The following is an 18,111-nucleotide window of genomic DNA, read 5'->3' as shown; positions in this document are numbered from 1 at the left end:
TCGTCAGTTTTTGATCAGCGCTGATCAGTCCGGAGCGCATTTACATGAACAACCGACGGCTCAAGGAACTGGATTTACTGCGTTTTCTGGCGGCCATGGCCGTGGTATTTTTTCATTACGCGTTTCGCGGCTATGCCAAGGGCGATATGTCGGCGATGCCCTACCCGCTGCTGGCTGAGCCGGCCAAATATGGCTATCTGGGCGTCGAACTGTTTTTCATGATCAGCGGGTTCGTGATTCTGATGACCGCCTCCAGCAATAACCTGAAGGTCTTTTTCATTTCCCGGGTGGTTCGTCTCTGCCCGGCCTTCTGGGTGTGCTGCACGATTACGTTCCTGGTCACCCTCGCCGTTGGGCAGCCACGGTTCAGCGCTGATTTTTATCAATACGTGGTCAACATGGCGTTTCTGAGCGAGTTGTTGAATGTCGAGCCGATCGATGGCGTGTACTGGTCGCTGTTCGTGGAAATCAAGTTCTACCTGATGATTTCCGTGCTGTTGGCCTTGAAGAAAATCGACCGGATCGAGCCGTGCATGGTGGTCTGGCTGTTGATTTCCGCCATCGCCGAGGTACTCGGATTCGAGAAGCTGCGCTCGCTGCTGATTACCGATTACGCGGCCTGGTTCATCGCCGGTGCGACGTTTTATCTGGCATGGGCCAAAGGCTTCACCCCTTTGCGCATTCTGCTGCTGGTGGGGGCCTTGGCACTGGCGAGTTTCACCGCAGTGGTTTGGGCGGCATCGATCGAAAGCAAATACTCGACCGACTACAACCCGCTGATCATCTGCGCCATGGTCGTGCTGTTTTTCCTGATTTTTCTGTTGATCGCGACGAACCGAATGGCAGCCTTGCAGCGCTGGAACTGGACCGCATTGGGCGCGCTGACGTACCCGCTTTACCTGCTGCATCAAATGATCGGCTTCATGATCTTCAACATCGCCTATCCGGCGGTTGATCCGCACGTGCTGCTGTGGGGTACTGTGGCGTTCATGGTCAGTGTTTCCTGGCTGATTCATGAACAGATAGAGAAGCCCATGGCACGGTCGATCAAACGGTCACTTTCAATTTCCTTCAAACTGGTCAGGGCCGACTAGGCCGCCCGGCCTCAACTGCGCTTGAGCGTCTCGCTCGGCAGCTCTTTGAACAGCGCCCGATAGCTGCTGGAAAACCGCCCCAGATGCCAGAACGACCAGTGCATCGCCACCTCGGCCACGGTGGTTTCCGAAGGCTTGCGCCTAAGCAGTTCGCGGTGCGCGCTGTTGAGTCGACGCAAGCGCAACCAGTGACTTGGCGTCATCCCCGTGTAGGCCTTGAAGGCCTGTTGCAATTGCCGTAGCGACACCCCCGCCACCTGCGCCAGTTCAAGCAGATTGAGCGCATCTTCCGGCGAATCCGCCGCCCACTCCCCCACGCGTTTCATGATCATCCGTTCTTCGCCACGCCGTTGCAGGCCGCTGCGATCGAGGCGCGCCTGTGCGTTGTCGAGGATGAAAAGACAATCTTCCAGCAACTGCTCGGTCAATACCTCTTTTCTATCGATATCAATGGTTTGCGACAACTTCGTGAGAGTCGAGCTTAACCAGCGACTGAACAAGGCGTTCTGTCCGCAAGTCAGCGGCGCCATGAACAACCCGTCGAATTTCGCCACATCCAGCGCGTGCTCACGGACGAAGGCCGGGCCGAACACCACGGCGATTTCCTGGTAGTTCTCCGGGGTGATCCAGATGTTGCGGCTCTCTTCGTTGAGCAGGTACAGCGCGTTGTCGCTGCGATCGAAACAAAAGGCCAGGGCACCCGTTGGCGCGCTGAAGTTCTGCTCGACCCGAGTATTCATTTGCTCTTCGTAAACTTCGACGCCCTGCAGATCCAGATAGCGGATCTGCCCGGCGAAATGCCCCGGCGACATTTGTTGGTAATGCTGGACCCAGCCCGGAGTGGCGCGGACTTGTTCAGCGACATCGGCGGTATTGAAGGCTTGAACCTGGAGCGGATTGCACGTCGTCATGGAGTGACCTTGCGCACTCTTTTGGTGCGCTTTGGTGCTGCTTAAAGTGGATAGATGGATTCACCAGCCGCGCCCAAGATAGACGCCAACGCGCCACAGGGGAAGGGGCGGAAGATGAAACCCGCCCTCCCCGGCGTCTATGAAACCAATAACGAGGTCCTTATGAATGCCCCTTTCGATCAGCTGTTCACGTGGCTGAAAGATCACAAGATTACCGAAGTCGAATGCGTGGTCAGCGACCTGACCGGCATCGCCCGCGGCAAGATTGCACCGACCAACAAGTTCCTGCATGAGCGCGGCATGCGCCTGCCGGAAAGTGTGCTGCTGCAAACGGTAACCGGGGATTTTGTCGACGACGACATCTACTACGATTTGCTCGACCCGGCCGACATCGACATGGTCTGCAAGCCGGTTTCCGACGCCGTGTATGTCATCCCGTGGGCGATCGAACCGACCGCCATCGTCATCCACGACACCTTCGACAAGTTTGGCAACCCGATCGAACTGTCGCCGCGCAACGTGCTGAAGAAAGTCTTGCAGCTGTACACCGACAAAGGCTGGAAGCCGATCGTTGCGCCGGAGATGGAGTTCTACCTGACGCAGCGCTGCGAAGACCCGGACCTGCCGCTCAAGGCACCGCTGGGACGTTCGGGTCGCGCGGAAAGCGGTCGGCAGTCGTTTTCCATCGATGCCGCCAACGAATTCGATCCGCTGTTCGAAGACGTCTACGACTGGTGCGAATTGCAGGGCCTGGACCTCGACACACTGATCCATGAAGACGGCCCGGCGCAGATGGAAATCAATTTTCGCCATGGCGACGCGCTGGATCTGGCCGACCAGATCACCGTGTTCAAACGCACCCTGCGCGAAGCGGCACTCAAGCACAACGTGACGGCAACGTTCATGGCCAAGCCCATCGGCGACGAGCCGGGCAGCGCTATGCACTTGCACCAGAGCGTCGTCGACATCGCCACCGGCCAGCCGATCTTCGCCAACACCGACGGCAGCATGAGCGAACTGTTCCGGCAGCACATCGGCGGCCTGCAGAAATACATTCCCAAAGTCCTGCCGATGTTTGCGCCCAACGTGAACTCGTTCCGCCGCTTTTTGCCGGACACCTCGGCACCGGTCAACGTTGAATGGGGTAAGGAAAACCGCACCGTGGGATTGCGCGTGCCGACCTCGGGGCCTGAGTCGATGCGCGTGGAAAACCGCTTGCCCGGCGCCGACGCCAACCCGTACCTGGCAATCGCGGCGAGCCTGCTCTGCGGCTACCTCGGCATGGTCGAGAAGGTCGAACCGAGCGCGGCAGTCGAGGGCCGTGCTTACGAGCGCCGCAATCTGCGCCTGCCGATCACCATCGAAGAAGCGCTGACGCAGATGGAAGAGTGCCCGACAGTGGCCGAATACCTGGGCAGCAAATTCGTCCGCGGTTATGTCGCGGTGAAACGCGCCGAACACGAAAACTTCAAACGCGTGATCAGCTCCTGGGAGCGCGAGTTCCTGCTGCTCAGCGTCTGATCCAAATCTGCACCGTCCTTGTGGGAGGGGGCGCCTGAGAAATCGATCGTTCCCACGCTCCTGCGTGGGAATGCCTCCCGGGACGCTCCGCGTCCCATCCACAGCCGAACGCGGAGCGTCCGTTGAGGCATTCCCACGCAGAGCGAGGGAACGATCATTACAAGAAGAGGTGTTGAAATGCGTCTGTTGAAATCCGTACTCCCGGTCGCGCTGAGTGTGCTGTTCAGCGCCGCAGCCCACGCCCAGCCCACGGTCAGCGTCTACAACTGGACCGACTACATCGGCGAAACCACCCTCGCCGACTTCCAGAGCAAGACCGGGATCAAAGTGATCTACGACGTCTTCGATTCCAACGAAACCCTCGAAGGCAAACTCCTGGCCGGGCGCACCGGTTATGACGTGGTCATGCCGTCCAACCATTTTCTCGCCCGTCAGGTGAAGGCCGGCGCGTTCATGAAACTGGACCGTGCGCAGCTACCAAACTGGATTAACCTCGACCCCAAACTGCTTGAATTACTAGACAAAAATGATCCTGGAAATCAGCACTCGGTGCCGTACCTGTGGGGCACCAATGGCATCGGCTATAACGTCGACAAGGTCAAGCAAGTGCTCGGCATTGATCGCATCGACTCTTGGGCTGTGCTGTTCGAACCCGAGAATCTGAAAAAGCTTTCCCAGTGCGGTGTGTCGATGATGGACTCCGCCGACGAAGTCTTCCCGGCCGTGCTCAACTACATGGGCATGGACCCGCGCAGCGAAAGTCCCGAAGACTACAAAAAGGCCGAGGCAAAGCTGCTGAGCATCCGCCCGTACATTACCTATTTCCATTCCTCAAAATACGTCTCAGACCTGGCCAACGGCGACATCTGCGTGGCCTTCGGTTACTCCGGCGACGTGTTTCAGGCCGCCAATCGCGCCAAAGAAGCCAACAACGGTGTGAACATCGCCTATGCCATTCCCAAGGAAGGCGCCAACCTTTGGTTCGACCTGTTGGCAATTCCCGCCGACGCCAGCAATGCCAAAGAAGCCCACGCCTTCATTAATTACCTGCTCGATCCGCAGGTGATTGCCAAGGTCAGCGCCTCGGTCGGTTACGCCAACCCGAACCCCGCTGCCAAGCAATACATGGATCCGGAACTGGTCAACAACCCAGAGGTGTACCCGCCTCAGGCCGTACTCGACAAACTGTACATCTCCACGACCCCGCCCCAGGCCATCATGCGTCTGATGACCCGTTCCTGGAGCAAAGTGAAGTCGAACAAATGAATCAGTACACCCAGCAACACGCCCGTTCCTATTACGCCGCTTCGGCCCGGGCGACGACACCCTACCCGCTGCTGGAGGGCGATCTGAGCGCGGACGTCTGCGTCATCGGCGGCGGGTTCACCGGCGTCAACACCGCCATCGAACTGGCGCAGCGCGGGCTCTCGGTGATCCTCATCGAAGCCCGGCGCATCGGTTGGGGCGCCAGTGGGCGCAACGGCGGTCAGTTGATCCGCGGGATTGGCCATGACGTCGGCGGCTTCGGCAAATACGTCGGCCAACAAGGCGTGAGCTATTTACAGCGCGCCGGCATCGATTCGGTGGAACTGGTGCGCCAGCGTGTCAGTGCCCACGGCATTGAGTGCGATTTGCGCTGGGGCTTTTGCGAGTTGGCTAACACGGCGGCGCAATTTGCCGCGTTCCAGGACGAGCAAGCGAGCCTTGCCGACCTCGGGTACGCCCACGAAACACGGCTGGTCGGCCCTGAGCGAATCCGCGAGCAAGTGGTTGATGCCAGTGTGTATGCCGGCGGGCTGGTGGACATGGGGTCAGGTCATTTGCATCCGCTCGATCTGGTCCAGGGCGAAGCCCGCGTGGCCGCGCAACTGGGCGTGCGGATTTTCGAGCAGAGCCCGGTGCTGGAAATCATTCACGGTGCGACCGTGCAGGTTCGTTGCGCCAGCGGCAGCGTGCGCGCCGGCAGTCTGGTGCTCGGCTGCAATGCGCACCTGGATGAACTCGAACCGCAGCTCAGCGGCAAAGTCCTGCCGGCCGGCAGCTACATCATCGCCACCGAGCCGCTGTCCGAAGCGCGCGCCGCGCAATTGATCCCGCACAACCTGGCCCTGTGTGACCAGAAAGTCGGCCTGGATTATTACCGGCTCTCGGCAGACCGGCGCTTGTTGTTCGGCGGTGCCTGCCATTACTCGGGTCGCGACCCGGCGGACATTGCGGCTTATATGCGTCCGAAAATGCTCAAAGTCTTTCCGCAACTGGCGGACGTGCGTATCGACTACCAGTGGGGCGGCAAAATCGGCATCACCGCCAACCGCTTTCCCCAGGTCGGCCGCCTCAAACAACACCCGAACGTGTTCTACGCCCAGGGCTATTCCGGTCATGGCCTCAATGTCACCCACTGGTGCGCAAAACTGCTTGGCGAGGCGATTCACGTCGGTCATAGCCAGGGTCTGGACGTGTTCAGCGCTGTGCCGCACATGACCTTCCCCGGCGGCCCGGCCTTGCGCTCGCCGCTGTTGGCGTTGGGCATGTTCTGGTATCGCCTGCGGGAAATCTTCGGCTGACCTGTGATCGTTCCCACGCTCTGCGTGGGAATGCAGCCAGGGACGCTCTGCGTCCCCACATCGAAGCCTTCGGCAACACCTGCCGCAAAATTCGCCTGGCAGGTTACCTATTCACATTTGCTCTATCGCCAAGCACTTCTATATTCATGAGGTGCTTTGGCGTTCCTGACGCTCAGTGCCCAATCAATCGAGGAGGACATGGATGAAGTCGTCAGCCACCGACGAGCCGCGAGCACCCGGCCAGGCGCCAATCAAAACCCGCCGTTTCGGCATTTCGCTGGTGTGGATCGTGCCGATCGTGGCGGTGCTGGTCGGCATCTCGCTGGTCGTGCACAACGTCATGCAGGAAGGCCCGACCATCGTCCTGACCTTCAAGACCGGCAGCGGTCTGACGGCCAACAAGACTGAAGTGAAATACCGCAACGTGGTGATCGGCCATGTCACCGAGGTCGAACTGAGCGACGACCAGAAAAACGTCAACGCCACGGTCAAACTGGCCAAGCAGGCCGAAACCTTCACCCGCGAAGATTCACAATTCTGGGTCGTGCGCCCACGGATCGGCGCTGGCGGGGTTTCAGGCATCGACACGCTGCTCTCCGGCGACTACATCGGCGCCGACATCGGCCAGTCCAACAACCGCGCCAAATACTTCAAGGGCCTGGAGAATCCACCGCCGATCACCTATGGCGAACCCGGCAAGCGCTTCATGTTGCATGCCCCTGACCTCGGCTCGCTGGACATCGGATCGCCGGTGTATTACCGCAAGATCCCGGTCGGCCAGGTTGTCACCTATACGCTGGACCCTGACGGCAAAGGCGTAAATATCGAAGTGTTCATCCATGCTCCGAACGATGCCTTTGTCACCGAAAACACCCGTTTCTGGAACGCCAGCGGCATCGACATCAATGTCGGCGCCAACGGCTTTGCGGTAAAAACCGAGTCGCTCTCGACGCTGCTGGTGGGCGGCATCGCCTTCCGCGCGCCCAACTACAACCCTAACGACAGCGCTGCCCCCGACGATAAAAACTTCGAGTTGTTCGCCGACCAACAGACTGCCCTCGCCCCACCCAATGGCAAGGCGCAATACCTGAGCCTGCGTTTCGACCAGGCCCTGCGCGGGCTCAAGGTCGATGCACCGGTGGAGTTCCTCGGCATGGAGATCGGTCGCGTGGTGGCGATCAATCTGGATTTCGACGCGAAAAAACGCAGCTTCCCGCTAAACGTCGGCATCGTCATCTACCCGCAGCGCCTCGGCCAGGCGTACTCGAAAATGCTCACGGCGTTCAAGCATGACCCCAACGACGAAGCCGCGGGCATACGGCTGATGGGCACGTTCATCGACAACGGCCTGCGTGCCCAGGCGCGCAGTGGCAACCTGCTGACCGGGCAGTTGTATATCGCCCTGGACTTCTTCCCGAAAGCGGAAAAAGTCGCGTTCGACCCGACCTTGCGCCCGGTGGTGATTCCTACTGTGCCGGGCAGCCTCGAACAGATGCAGGAAAAACTCGAAGCCATGGTCGACAAGGTCAACAAACTGCCGATAGACCGCATCGCCAACAACCTCGACAGCAATCTGGTCGAGCTGCGCAAAGGCCTGGCTCAGTTTAACGGCAGAACCTTGCCGGGCGTACAAACCACCTTGGGCGACCTCAGCAAGACCCTGCAATCGGCCAGCTCGACGCTGGCTGAAGATTCGCCGCAGCGCGAGAAACTCACCGAGACCCTCGACGAACTCGGACGCATGTCGCGCTCGCTGCGCGAACTCTCGGATTATCTGGGCCGGCATCCCGAATCGCTGATCCGCGGCCGTCCCGACAACGCTGCGCCACTGGATATGCAAGGGCCGCCGCGCAATTGAGCACAGGAGCTGAACCATGGCTGTACCGCTGAAGATCACCGTGCTCGCTGCGTGTCTGTTGCTGGGTGCCTGCCGCAGCGACCCGATCAGCTTTCACACCCTGACCCCGGTCCAGCCCGGCGCCGGCAGAAGCGGTGCGGAGATTGCCATTGAAGGCATCACCGTGCCGCCCCAGGTCGATCGCGCGCAAATTGTCATCCGCCAGGGCAACAGTGGCGTGGCGATTCTGGAAACAGACTGGTGGGCCGCCACCCTCGCCGATGAGTTGCGCGGTGCGCTGAACGAGCAGCTCAGTGCCGGCGTCCGTCAGCAGCCGGTGTCGGTGCGCATCGACGTGCAGCGGTTCGACTCGATTCCCGGCCAGTACGCGCTGATCGATGTGAAGTGGCGCCTGCGCCAGCGTGCCGAGGCCAACCCATCGACGCTGACCTGTCGCACCCTGATTCAAACACCGTCCGGCACAAGCATCGAGGACCTGGTCGGTGCCCAGCAAAGCAACGTCAAACGCCTCGCCGCCGCGATAAATCAGGCAGCGGCGAGTGAGGCGTTCAGTTGCCCGACCGCGTCCTGAATCCACCTACAAGTCAAAGCGATCCACCGCCCGCCGCCGCTCGTTGTCATCGCGCACATCGTAGTTGGCGGTCGTCTGGATATTGCTGTGATGTGCCAGTTTTTGCGCAATCGACAAGTCGTGCTCTTCGATGACCCGGGTAATGAACGACCGGCGAAAGTCGTGGGGCATGATCTTCACCCCAACCTGGGTGCCACGCTGGCGGGCGATGTAGTAGATCGCGTGCTTGGTGATGCGCTCACGAGTGATGTGGTTGCCACGGCGAATACGGTTGAACAGAAACGCATCGTCGCTCTCCCCTTCCTTGAGCTGCGAACGCCGCAGCTCCAGCCACGCATCGAGCTTGGCGAACGCCCACGCCGGCGCGTACTTGATCAGTTGCTTGTTGCCCTTGCCCGTGACGGTCAGGCTGCGTTCGCTGAAATCGACCTGATTGAGGTCCAGGTCCACTGATTCCGACTTGCGCATGCCGGTGCCGTACAGCAGCGCAATCACCGCCGCATCGCGCAGCCCTTGCGGCCGCGGGTCGGCCGCGCAGACGTCCATCAGTTCACGAATCAAGGTGCGCTTGAGATTACGCCCCTGCGCCAGCCGCGTGCCGGCAATGCCTTTGACCGAGCGGATCTTCAACAGGTGATCCTGAGTGATCAGGCTCATGCGCCAGGCTTCGTTCATCACGCCGCGCACGGCGTTCACATACAGCGATGAAGTATTGGGCGCGTAACCGTCGGCGCGCAACGCGGCGACCAGGGCGACGACATCCTCAGGCTGCAACCCGTGCCAGGGGATTTCCTCGATATCAATGTCTTCGAAACCCAGACGATCGGCAGCGTCCTGCAGGATATAACGCATGGTCAGTTGGCTGGACGGCGCCAGGCGTGCCAGATACAGCGTCAGCGGATTGGAGTTGGACGGGGTGAATTCAGTACTCGACAAGTCAATCAAACGAAACGGCCTTGAAATAGAAAACGATTCAACAAAAACACTGCACGCAGAACATCATTACGGCGGCTTTGGAGACGGAAAGATAAGTAGCCGACCGCTCTGTACGGGCATCTTTGACAAAAAACGGCATGACTCAATAACAGGGGTTGCCGCAAAAGGCCGACAACCTGCCGTTCGTGGGGGCAAAAGTCAATCGGGCATTCCCCGAACGGTCTGCTTCCTCGCTGACTGCACAGTGTTACTACCGACAACACGGTAGGCGAACTGAAACATGACCTTCTTATCCTGACGCAAGGAACAGCGCTCAGGAGTGTTCGATGAAAATCACAGTGTTTGGCAGTGGTTATGTCGGTCTGGTGCAAGCGGCAGTGCTGGCAGAGGTTGGTCATGATGTCGTGTGTATGGACATCGACCAGAATAAAGTCGACCTGTTGCGTCAGGGCCACGTGAGCATCTTCGAACCGGGGCTGGCGAGTCTGGTGCGCGAGGGGCTGGATTCAAAGCGGCTGCAATTCACCACTGATGAACAACTCGCGGTGCAGCATGGCCGGGTGGCGTTCATCGCGGTCGGCACGCCCTCGCGCGAAGACGGCTCGGCGGACCTGCGCCATGTGCTGGCGGTTGGTGACGCGATTGCCCGTCATCGCCAGCAGCCCTTGATCGTCGTGGAAAAATCCACGGTGCCGGTCGGCACCGGCGATGCCCTGCGCACGCACATTGAAAAAGCGCTGATCAAGGTTGGCCGTCTGCTGCATTTCGATGTGGTGTCCAATCCGGAGTTTCTCAAGGAAGGTTCGGCGGTTGCCGACTGCCGCCGTCCGGACCGCATCGTTATTGGCTGCGAAGGCGATGCGGTACGCGATGTGATGCGTGATCTGTACGCGCCGTTCAACCGCAACCACGATCGCATCCTGTTCATGGACCTGCGCAGCGCCGAGCTGACCAAGTACGCGGCCAATTGCATGCTCGCGACCAAGATCAGCTTTATCAACCAGATCGCCGAACTGGCCGAACACCTGGGCGCTGACATTGAATCGGTGCGCCAGGGCATCGGTGCTGACACGCGCATCGGTTATCACTTCATCTATCCCGGCTGCGGATACGGCGGCTCATGTTTCCCCAAAGACATGCGCGCGCTGATCCACAGCGCTGAACAGGCGCAGTGCTCCAGCGATTTGCTGCAAGCGGTCGAAGCGATCAACCAGCGCCAGAAGCACAAGCTGTTCGAACGCATCAATGCCTTCTACAAAGGCGAACTGCGCGGCAAGACTTTCGCCCTGTGGGGCTTGGCGTTCAAACCCAATACCGATGACATGCGCGATGCGCCGAGCCGGGTGCTGCTGGAAGCGTTGTGGGCCGCCGGCGCCAGCGTGCGCGCGTTTGACCCGGAGGCCATGCAGGAGACCCAGAAGCTGTATCCAGACCAATCAAAACTGCTGTTGATGGGCACCCCGGAATCGGTCCTGCCCGGCGCCGATGCGCTGATCATCTGCACCGAATGGCAGCAGTTCAAGGCGCCGGATTTCGACCTGATCAAGCAACGCCTCAACAGCCCGGTGATCTTCGACGGGCGCAACCTGTACGACGCCGACCGCCTGGCGCGCAACGGCTTCCAATACTTCCCGATGGGCCGCGGTGAATCGCGCAAATTGCCGATTTCGTTGCAACAGTGGACGCACGCCTCGGACGTCGCGTGAACAAAGCCCACACCAAGCCTGTGGAAGCAAGGCCTCTCTCACATTGGTTTTGTGGTGGGCTGTAAATAGCCCCGGTGTTCATCAGACCTGTGGGAGAAAGCCCCTCCCACAGCTGTCTCTCAGCTTGACCGGCAGAGCCTGCACAGAGAGGATAGCGTTCGCCCGCCCGGCTTTGAAATAAGGACATTGACCTCCGTGGCCACCTACTCGCGCCTCATCCGCCGCTTGATGATCAGTTCGTTGAGCGTCGTCATCAGCCGCGCCCTGATCAGCCCGTTGTTGACCTTGTTCCTCAGCAACACTCTCGGGCTTAACCCCCAGGATGTCGGGCTGTTGCTGGGGATCGCGGTATTCAGCGCCACGTTACTTTCGCTTTACGGCGGTTACATCATCGACCGCCTGGACAAGCGCCGCCTGCTGATCCTGACCATGCTCTCAAGCGGGATCGGCCTGATCCTGCTGACCTTCGCGCAGAACCTGTATCTGACCACCCTGGTGCTGATCATCAGCGAAACGGCGTCTGCCCTGTTCCTGATCTGCTCCAAGGCCATCCTCAGTGAAAACCTGCCGGTGGGCCAACGGGTCAAGGCGTTTTCCCTCAATTACACCTTGACCAATATCGGCTATGCGGTCGGTCCGATGATCGGCGTGGTGATTGCCGCTGTAGAGCCTGCGGCGCCGTTTCTGGTCGCAGGGGCAATTGCCATTGGCAGCATTTTTCTGTTGCTCGGCGTCGGCAGGGACGCCAAGCCGGAATCATCGATCAACCCACCTCCGAGCTTTGTGAACACGCTGGTCATCCTGAAAAGCGACCGCACGATGGTCCTGTTCACCCTCGGTTGCCTGCTCAGCACCTTGGTGCACGGGCGCTTCACCTTGTATTTGTCGCAATACCTGTTGGTCACCCACACCCAGCAACAGACGCTCGACACCATGGCCGCCCTGCTCGCCTGCAACGCGATCACCGTAATCCTGCTGCAATATCAGGTCGGCCGTTTACTGACCCGCGAACGCCTGCGCCACTGGATTGCCGGCGGCACCGCCCTGTTCATCGCCGGGCTGATCGGCTTCAGTCTGGCCGACAGTCTCGTCGGTTGGTGCGTGGCGATGTTCATCTTTACCCTGGGCGAGATGATCATCTATCCCGCAGACTTTCTATTTGTGGACACGTTGGCCCCGGAGCACTTGCGCGGCAGCTACTACGGCGCGCAGAACCTGGCGGCACTGGGCGGTGCGGCCAGCCCGGTCATATGCGGCTTTCTACTGATGCACACGCCGGCGCCGAGCATGTTTTACGCTTTGAGCGCATTGGCCGCAGTAGGCGGCTACTTGTGTTTCATGAGCGGTCGACGCATCGCCATAACTCAAAAATAATGCACTAAAGCTGCATTTATATGAATTTGTCAGCATCGTCACGGAACGGCACACTGTGCGCGTTCCTCCCCCAATGTTGGAACGCTTCGAGGGCTTTCCGGATTTGCCGGACAAGTCCTTTTTTTTGCCCGGATTTTGTTAAGGATTGGTTCTACATGCTTGCTCGCTGGTTGCCCGCCGCCATCAACACTCGCCCCTCCGAATGGAGCCGCGCCGCTATTGGCATGGCGCTGGGCACGCTGTTCAGCGTGTGGCTGTGTGCCCAGGTGTTCGGTCATGAAGTCGCTTATCACCTGATCGGCCCATTGGGCGCGTCGGCCGTGCTGCTGTTCGCCGTCTCCTCCGGCGCCCTCGCCCAGCCTTGGTCGATTCTCGGTGGCTATCTGTGTGCCGGCGTCGTTGCGTTGCTGGTCGCTCACGTACTCGGGCGCACCCTCGGCAGCGCCTGTCTGGCGGCGGGCATGGCGCTCATCCTGATGTGCTGGCTGCGTTGCCTGCACCCACCGGCCGGCGCCCTCGCGCTGACTCTGGTGCTGGCCGACCCGGCGACCATCGCTCTGGACTGGAAAGCAATGGAACCGGTGATGCTCGGCGCGGCGTGCATGCTTGCCAGCGCCCTGGCCTACAACAACCTGACGCGCATTCGCTACCCGAAACGCCCGGCCGATCCGGCCCCGCCGGTGGTTCCGGTCGACAGCCAGGCCATTACCGCCGAAGACCTCAAGCGCGCACTGGCAGACATGGAAGCCTTCATCGACGTCACCCCCGAAGACCTCGAACGGCTGATCCACGCCACCGAACTGCACGCCAAGCGCCGCAGCATCGGCGAAGTCTTCACCCGCTGATCATTTTGCGGTAGGGCAAAAACGCAGACTCCCCCTGCACATATCCACGTTGTACAAGGCAAATTTGCACTGTTAGGATCCGTTAACGCTCGCGCGCGAGCTTCTCGAATAAAGACAATAAAAGCAGGGAGTTACTGATGACAGCTCAGGCTTCATCCCCGCGGACCCCGTCCATGGATGCCACGCAAAACGAAGTGCTGGCCGAGGTGCGCAACCACATCGGGTACCTGACCCTCAATCGCCCCGCCGGCCTCAACGCCATCACCCTCGACATGGTGCGCCAGCTGCAACGCCAGCTCGACGCCTGGGCGACGGACGCCGATGTCAACGCGGTGGTCCTGCGCGGTGCCGGCGAGAAAGCGTTCTGTGCCGGTGGCGATATTCGATCGCTGTACGACAGTTACAAAAGCGGCGACACCCTGCACGAAGATTTCTTCGTCGAGGAATACGCCCTCGACCTGACCCTTCATCACTACCGCAAACCGGTGCTGGCCTTGATGGACGGTTTCGTCCTCGGCGGCGGCATGGGCCTGGTGCAAGGCGCCGACCTGCGGGTGGTCACCGAGAAAAGTCGTCTGGCAATGCCGGAAGTTGCCATCGGCTATTTCCCGGATGTCGGCGGCAGCTATTTTCTCTCGCGCATTCCCGGCGAACTGGGGATCTACCTGGGTGTCAGCGGCGTGCAGATTCGTGCAGCCGATGCGTTGTACTGCGGGCTGGCCGACTGGTACCTGGACAGCAGCAAACTGTCGCTGCTCGACGAGAAACTCGACCAGATGGAATGGCAGGACACGCCGCTCAAGGCCCTGCAGAACCTGCTGGCAAAACACGCCGTGCAGACCCTGCCTGATGCGCCGCTGCAAACGCTGCGCCCGGTCATCGACCACTTTTTCGCCTTGCCCGACGTGCCAAGCATGGTCGAGCAACTGCGTGCCGTGACCGTCGCCGACAGCCATGAATGGGCCACCGCCACGGCCGATCTGCTCGAAACCCGCTCGCCGCTGGCCATGGCGGTGACTCTGGAAATGCTCCGTCGCGGTCGCCACTTGAGCCTGGAACACTGCTTCGCCCTTGAACTGCATCTGGATCGCCAGTGGTTCGCCCGTGGCGACTTGATTGAAGGCGTTCGCGCGCTGCTGATCGACAAGGACAAGTCACCTCGCTGGAACCCGCCAACCCTCGCAGGGCTGGACGCGGCGAAGGTTGCGAGTTTCTTCCACGGTTTTGATGAAAGCGGGAACTGAGCCATGCACGATCTCGAACTGACTGAAGAACAAGTGATGATCCGCGACATGGCCCGGGACTTTGCCCGCGGCGAAATCGCCCCCCACGCGCAAGCCTGGGAAAAGGCCGGCTGGATCGACGACGCCCTGGTTGCGAAAATGGGCGAGCTGGGCCTGCTCGGCATGGTGGTGCCTGAAGAATGGGGCGGCACTTACGTGGATTACGTCGCTTACGCACTGGCCGTGGAAGAGATTTCTGCCGGCGATGGCGCGACGGGCGCGTTCATGAGCATCCATAACTCGGTCGGCTGCGGTCCGGTGCTCAACTACGGCAGCGAAGCACAGAAACAGACCTGGCTGGCATCGCTGGCCAGCGGTGAAACCATCGGTTGCTTCTGTCTGACCGAACCGCAAGCGGGTTCCGAAGCGCACAACCTGCGCACACGCGCTGAATTGCGTGACGGCCAATGGGTGATCAACGGCGCCAAGCAATTTGTCAGCAACGGCAAGCGGGCGAAACTCGCGATCGTGTTCGCCGTGACCGATCCGGACCTGGGCAAGAAAGGCCTCTCGGCGTTTCTGGTGCCGACCGACACACCGGGATTCATCGTCGACCGCACTGAGCACAAAATGGGTATCCGCGCGTCCGATACCTGCGCGGTGACGCTCAATAACTGCGCCATTGCTGAAGCAAATCTGCTGGGCGAGCGCGGCAAGGGACTGGCGATTGCCCTGTCCAACCTTGAAGGCGGTCGCATCGGTATCGCCGCACAAGCACTGGGCATCGCCCGGGCGGCGTTCGAAGCGGCGCTGGCGTATTCGAAAGACCGGGTGCAGTTCGACAAACCGATCATCGAGCACCAGAGCATCGCCAACCTGCTGGCGGATATGCACATGCAAATCAACGCAGCCCGGTTGATGATTCTGCATGCGGCGCGGTTGCGCACGGCGGGCAAACCCTGCCTGTCCGAGGCGTCGCAGGCCAAGCTGTTTGCTTCGGAAATGGCCGAGAAAGTGTGCTCCTCGGCGATCCAGATTCATGGCGGCTACGGCTATCTCGAAGATTACCCAGTCGAGAAGTACTACCGTGATGCGCGGATTACTCAGATTTATGAGGGGTCGAGCGAGATACAGCGGATGGTGATTGCGCGGGATCTGAAAAACTATCAGCTCTAAAAGCTTCGCGAGCAGGCTCGCTCCCACAAGGAATGTCTGTGCAGCGCAGATTCAATGTGGGAGGGTGCTTGCTCCCGAAGGCAGCGGGTCGGTCAGCAGATATATTGACTGACAAACCGCTATCGCGAGCAGGCTCACGCCTACAGGTTCCGGTGTGTGCCGTAGTTATTACGACCCACTGCAAAATCCCTGTGGGTGCGAGCCTGCTCGCGAAGGCGTCAGCCCGGACGCTGCATCACTTGCCGTGGAACACCGGATCGCGCTTACCGACAAACGCGGCCATCCCTTCCTTCTGGTCCTGGGTGGCAAACGCCGCATGGAACACCCGGCGCTCAAAGCGTACGCCTTCAGTCAGGTTCACTTCAAAAGCGCGGTTGACGCTTTCCTTGATCATCATCGCAATCGGCAGTGACTTGCTGGCAATCACCGCCGCAACCTTCAGCGCTTCTTCCAGCAATTCATCGCTCGGCACGATGCGCGCGACGATGCCGCAACGCTCGGCTTCCACGGCATCGATCATGCGCCCGCTCAGGCACATATCCATGGCTTTGGCCTTGCCCACGGCGCGGGTCAGGCGCTGGGTGCCGCCCATGCCCGGAAGGACGCCCAGGTTGATTTCCGGTTGGCCGAATCTGGCGTTGTCGCCGGCCAGAATGAAGTCGCACATCAGCGCCAGTTCACACCCCCCGCCAAGGGCAAAGCCGTTGACCGCGGCGATGATCGGCTTGCGTCGGTTGGCGACGCGATCGCTGTCGCTGAACAGATCGTCCATGTAGATCTGCGGATAGGTCAGCTCGGCCATTTCCTTGATGTCAGCGCCGGCAGCGAAAGCTTTTTTAGAACCCGTGAGGACGATGCAGCCAATGTTCGCGTCGGCTTCCAGCGCGTCGAGGGCGTGGTTCACTTCGCTGACCAGTTGCGCGTTCAAGGCATTCAGCGCCTGGGGCCGGTTGAGGGTAATCAGGCCAACGCGGTCGCGGATGTCCAGGAGGATCGTTTCGTAAGTCATGAATAAAATTCCTTGTCAGAGATTGCGCGAAATGACCATGCGTTGAATGTCGCTGGTGCCTTCGTAGATCTGGCAGACACGCACATCGCGGTAAATGCGTTCCAGCGGGAAGTCGTTGAGGTAACCGTAACCGCCGAGGGTTTGCAAGGCCATGGAGCAGACCTTTTCGGCCATTTCCGAAGCAAACAGTTTGGCCATCGACGCCTCCACCAGCGCTGGCTGACCGCTGTCGCGCAGGGCCGCAGCGTAATGCACCATCTGCCGGGCCACGGCGATTTGCGTGGCCATGTCGGCGAGGCGGAACGCAACGGCCTGATGTTCGATGATCGGCTTGCCGAAGGTGTCGCGCTCGCGGGCGTAATCGCGCGCCGCTTCGAACGCGGCGCGCGCCATGCCGACGGCCTGGGAAGCAATACCGACGCGGCCGCCCTCAAGGTTCGCCAGGGCGATTTTATAGCCCTCGCCCTCCTCGCCCAGCCGATTGGCTACCGGGACTTTGACGTCCTCAAAGAGAATCTGGCAGGTGTCTGACGCGTGCTGGCCGAGTTTGTCTTCGACCCTTGCGACCTTATAGCCCGGCGAGTCGGTCGGCACGATAAACGCGCTGATGCCGCGCTTGCCGGCGCTCGGATCGGTCACGGCAAACACAATCACCACCCCGGCATTCTGTCCGGAAGTGATGAACTGTTTGCAGCCGTTGAGCACGTAGTGGTCGCCGTCCAGACGTGCGCGGGTTTTCAGGCTGCTGGCATCGGAACCGGCCTGCGGCTCGGTCAGGGCAAAGGCGCCGAGCATCGCGCCGCTGGCCAGCGGCTTTAGGAACCGCTCGCGCTGATCGTCGTTGCCGAACTTGAGAATCGGCACGCAACCGACCGAGTTGTGCACGCTCATGATCGTCGAGCAGGCGCCATCGCCGGCGGCGATTTCTTCCAGGGCCATAGCATAGGCCAGATAGCCGGTGTCGCAGCCACCCCACTGCTCCGGCACGAGCATGCCGAAGAAGCCGAGTTCAGCCATCTCAGAGATGGCTTCTCTGGGGAACCGGTGCTCGCGATCCCACTCGGCGGCGAACGGCTTGAGACGCTCCTCGGCAAACTGCCGGGCCATGTCACGGATCTGCTGTTGGTCTTGGTTGGGAATCATGGTGAATCCTTAAATCCGGGTTACCACAAAGAACCCCTGTGGGAGCGAGCTTGCTCGCGAATGCGGTGTGTCATTCAACCCTAATGTTGGCTGACAGAACGCCTTCGCGAGCAAGCTCGCTCCCACAAGGATTGTTGTTTACTTCAATAGAGGCATTCCACAGCCATGGCCGTGGCTTAG

Annotated in this window: 15 protein-coding genes and 1 pseudogene; 11 read left to right on the top strand and 5 right to left on the bottom strand. The window is 60.2% G+C overall.

Annotated elements, in window-relative coordinates:
• Positions 1-44: 44 nt before the first annotated feature.
• Positions 45-1,094: an acyltransferase gene (locus HU743_RS09300; RefSeq protein ID WP_186648228.1), complete on the top strand. Its 1,050-nt coding sequence runs from the start codon at positions 45-47 to the stop codon at positions 1,092-1,094.
• Positions 1,095-1,105: 11 nt separating this feature from the next.
• On the opposite strand, the gene HU743_RS09295 is transcribed toward HU743_RS09300, so the two are convergent.
• On the bottom strand, positions 1,106-2,005 hold the full coding sequence (locus HU743_RS09295; RefSeq protein ID WP_186648227.1) for a helix-turn-helix domain-containing protein: 900 nt from the start codon (positions 2,003-2,005) through the stop codon (positions 1,106-1,108).
• Positions 2,006-2,167: 162 nt separating this feature from the next.
• Here HU743_RS09295 and HU743_RS09290 point away from each other — a divergent pair, with 162 nt between their 5' ends.
• From HU743_RS09290 to HU743_RS09270, 5 genes are all read left to right on the top strand, one after another.
• On the top strand, positions 2,168-3,526 hold the full coding sequence (locus HU743_RS09290) for a glutamine synthetase family protein (protein WP_186648226.1): 1,359 nt from the start codon (positions 2,168-2,170) through the stop codon (positions 3,524-3,526).
• A gap of 177 nt (positions 3,527-3,703) precedes the next feature.
• The gene (locus HU743_RS09285) at positions 3,704-4,792 is read left to right on the top strand and encodes a polyamine ABC transporter substrate-binding protein (RefSeq protein WP_186648224.1); all 1,089 of its coding nucleotides are present in this window, start codon (positions 3,704-3,706) and stop codon (positions 4,790-4,792) included.
• The gene (locus HU743_RS09280; protein WP_186648223.1) at positions 4,789-6,090 is read left to right on the top strand and encodes an FAD-binding oxidoreductase; all 1,302 of its coding nucleotides are present in this window, start codon (positions 4,789-4,791) and stop codon (positions 6,088-6,090) included. The genes HU743_RS09285 and HU743_RS09280 overlap by 4 nt, the downstream gene beginning before the upstream one ends.
• Before the next feature lie 202 nt (positions 6,091-6,292).
• Positions 6,293-7,948 carry an MlaD family protein gene (locus tag HU743_RS09275; protein WP_186648222.1) on the top strand — a complete coding sequence of 552 codons (1,656 nt, stop codon included), beginning with the start codon at positions 6,293-6,295 and terminating at the stop codon, positions 7,946-7,948.
• Positions 7,949-7,964: 16 nt separating this feature from the next.
• Positions 7,965-8,519, top strand: coding sequence for a PqiC family protein (locus HU743_RS09270; protein WP_186548163.1), 555 nt, complete (start codon positions 7,965-7,967; stop codon positions 8,517-8,519).
• Between the two features lie 6 nt (positions 8,520-8,525).
• Here HU743_RS09270 and HU743_RS09265 read toward each other — a convergent pair whose 3' ends face one another.
• Positions 8,526-9,371: a tyrosine-type recombinase/integrase gene (locus HU743_RS09265; protein WP_238351719.1), complete on the bottom strand. Its 846-nt coding sequence runs from the start codon at positions 9,369-9,371 to the stop codon at positions 8,526-8,528.
• A 410-nt stretch (positions 9,372-9,781) separates the two neighbouring features.
• On the opposite strand from HU743_RS09265, the gene HU743_RS09260 reads away from it, so the two are divergent.
• From HU743_RS09260 to HU743_RS09240, 5 genes are all read left to right on the top strand, one after another.
• Complete coding sequence (locus HU743_RS09260; RefSeq protein ID WP_186648221.1) at positions 9,782-11,161, top strand: UDP-glucose/GDP-mannose dehydrogenase family protein; 1,380 nt, start codon at positions 9,782-9,784, stop codon at positions 11,159-11,161.
• Positions 11,162-11,356: 195 nt separating this feature from the next.
• Positions 11,357-12,535 (top strand): MFS transporter, encoded by a 1,179-nt coding sequence (locus HU743_RS09255; protein WP_186648220.1) that lies wholly within the window; start codon positions 11,357-11,359, stop codon positions 12,533-12,535.
• Between the two features lie 155 nt (positions 12,536-12,690).
• Complete coding sequence (locus tag HU743_RS09250) at positions 12,691-13,380, top strand: HPP family protein (protein ID WP_186548156.1); 690 nt, start codon at positions 12,691-12,693, stop codon at positions 13,378-13,380.
• Between the two features lie 137 nt (positions 13,381-13,517).
• On the top strand, positions 13,518-14,624 hold the full coding sequence (locus tag HU743_RS09245; RefSeq protein ID WP_186648219.1) for an enoyl-CoA hydratase/isomerase family protein: 1,107 nt from the start codon (positions 13,518-13,520) through the stop codon (positions 14,622-14,624).
• A 3-nt stretch (positions 14,625-14,627) separates the two neighbouring features.
• Complete coding sequence (locus HU743_RS09240) at positions 14,628-15,779, top strand: acyl-CoA dehydrogenase family protein (protein WP_186630370.1); 1,152 nt, start codon at positions 14,628-14,630, stop codon at positions 15,777-15,779.
• Positions 15,780-16,014: 235 nt separating this feature from the next.
• Here the strand turns inward: HU743_RS09240 and HU743_RS09235 are convergent, their stop codons facing one another.
• The 3 genes and pseudogenes from HU743_RS09235 to HU743_RS27450 all read right to left on the bottom strand — a co-directional run.
• On the bottom strand, positions 16,015-16,788 hold the full coding sequence (locus tag HU743_RS09235) for an enoyl-CoA hydratase (RefSeq protein WP_186648218.1): 774 nt from the start codon (positions 16,786-16,788) through the stop codon (positions 16,015-16,017).
• Positions 16,789-16,803: 15 nt separating this feature from the next.
• Positions 16,804-17,931: an acyl-CoA dehydrogenase gene (locus HU743_RS09230; RefSeq protein ID WP_186648216.1), complete on the bottom strand. Its 1,128-nt coding sequence runs from the start codon at positions 17,929-17,931 to the stop codon at positions 16,804-16,806.
• Between the two features lie 36 nt (positions 17,932-17,967).
• A pseudogene (locus HU743_RS27450) lies at positions 17,968-18,063 on the bottom strand (metal ABC transporter ATP-binding protein); the annotation flags it as partial.
• Between the last annotated feature and the right edge of the window lie 48 nt (positions 18,064-18,111).

Source organism: Pseudomonas sp. SWRI99 (assembly GCF_014270125.1).
In the GTDB taxonomy this organism is placed as follows: Bacteria; Pseudomonadota; Gammaproteobacteria; order Pseudomonadales; family Pseudomonadaceae; genus Aquipseudomonas; species Aquipseudomonas hamedanensis.
Note: the sequence above shows the minus strand (reverse complement) of the source record. Positions and strands in the feature narration are given on the sequence as shown.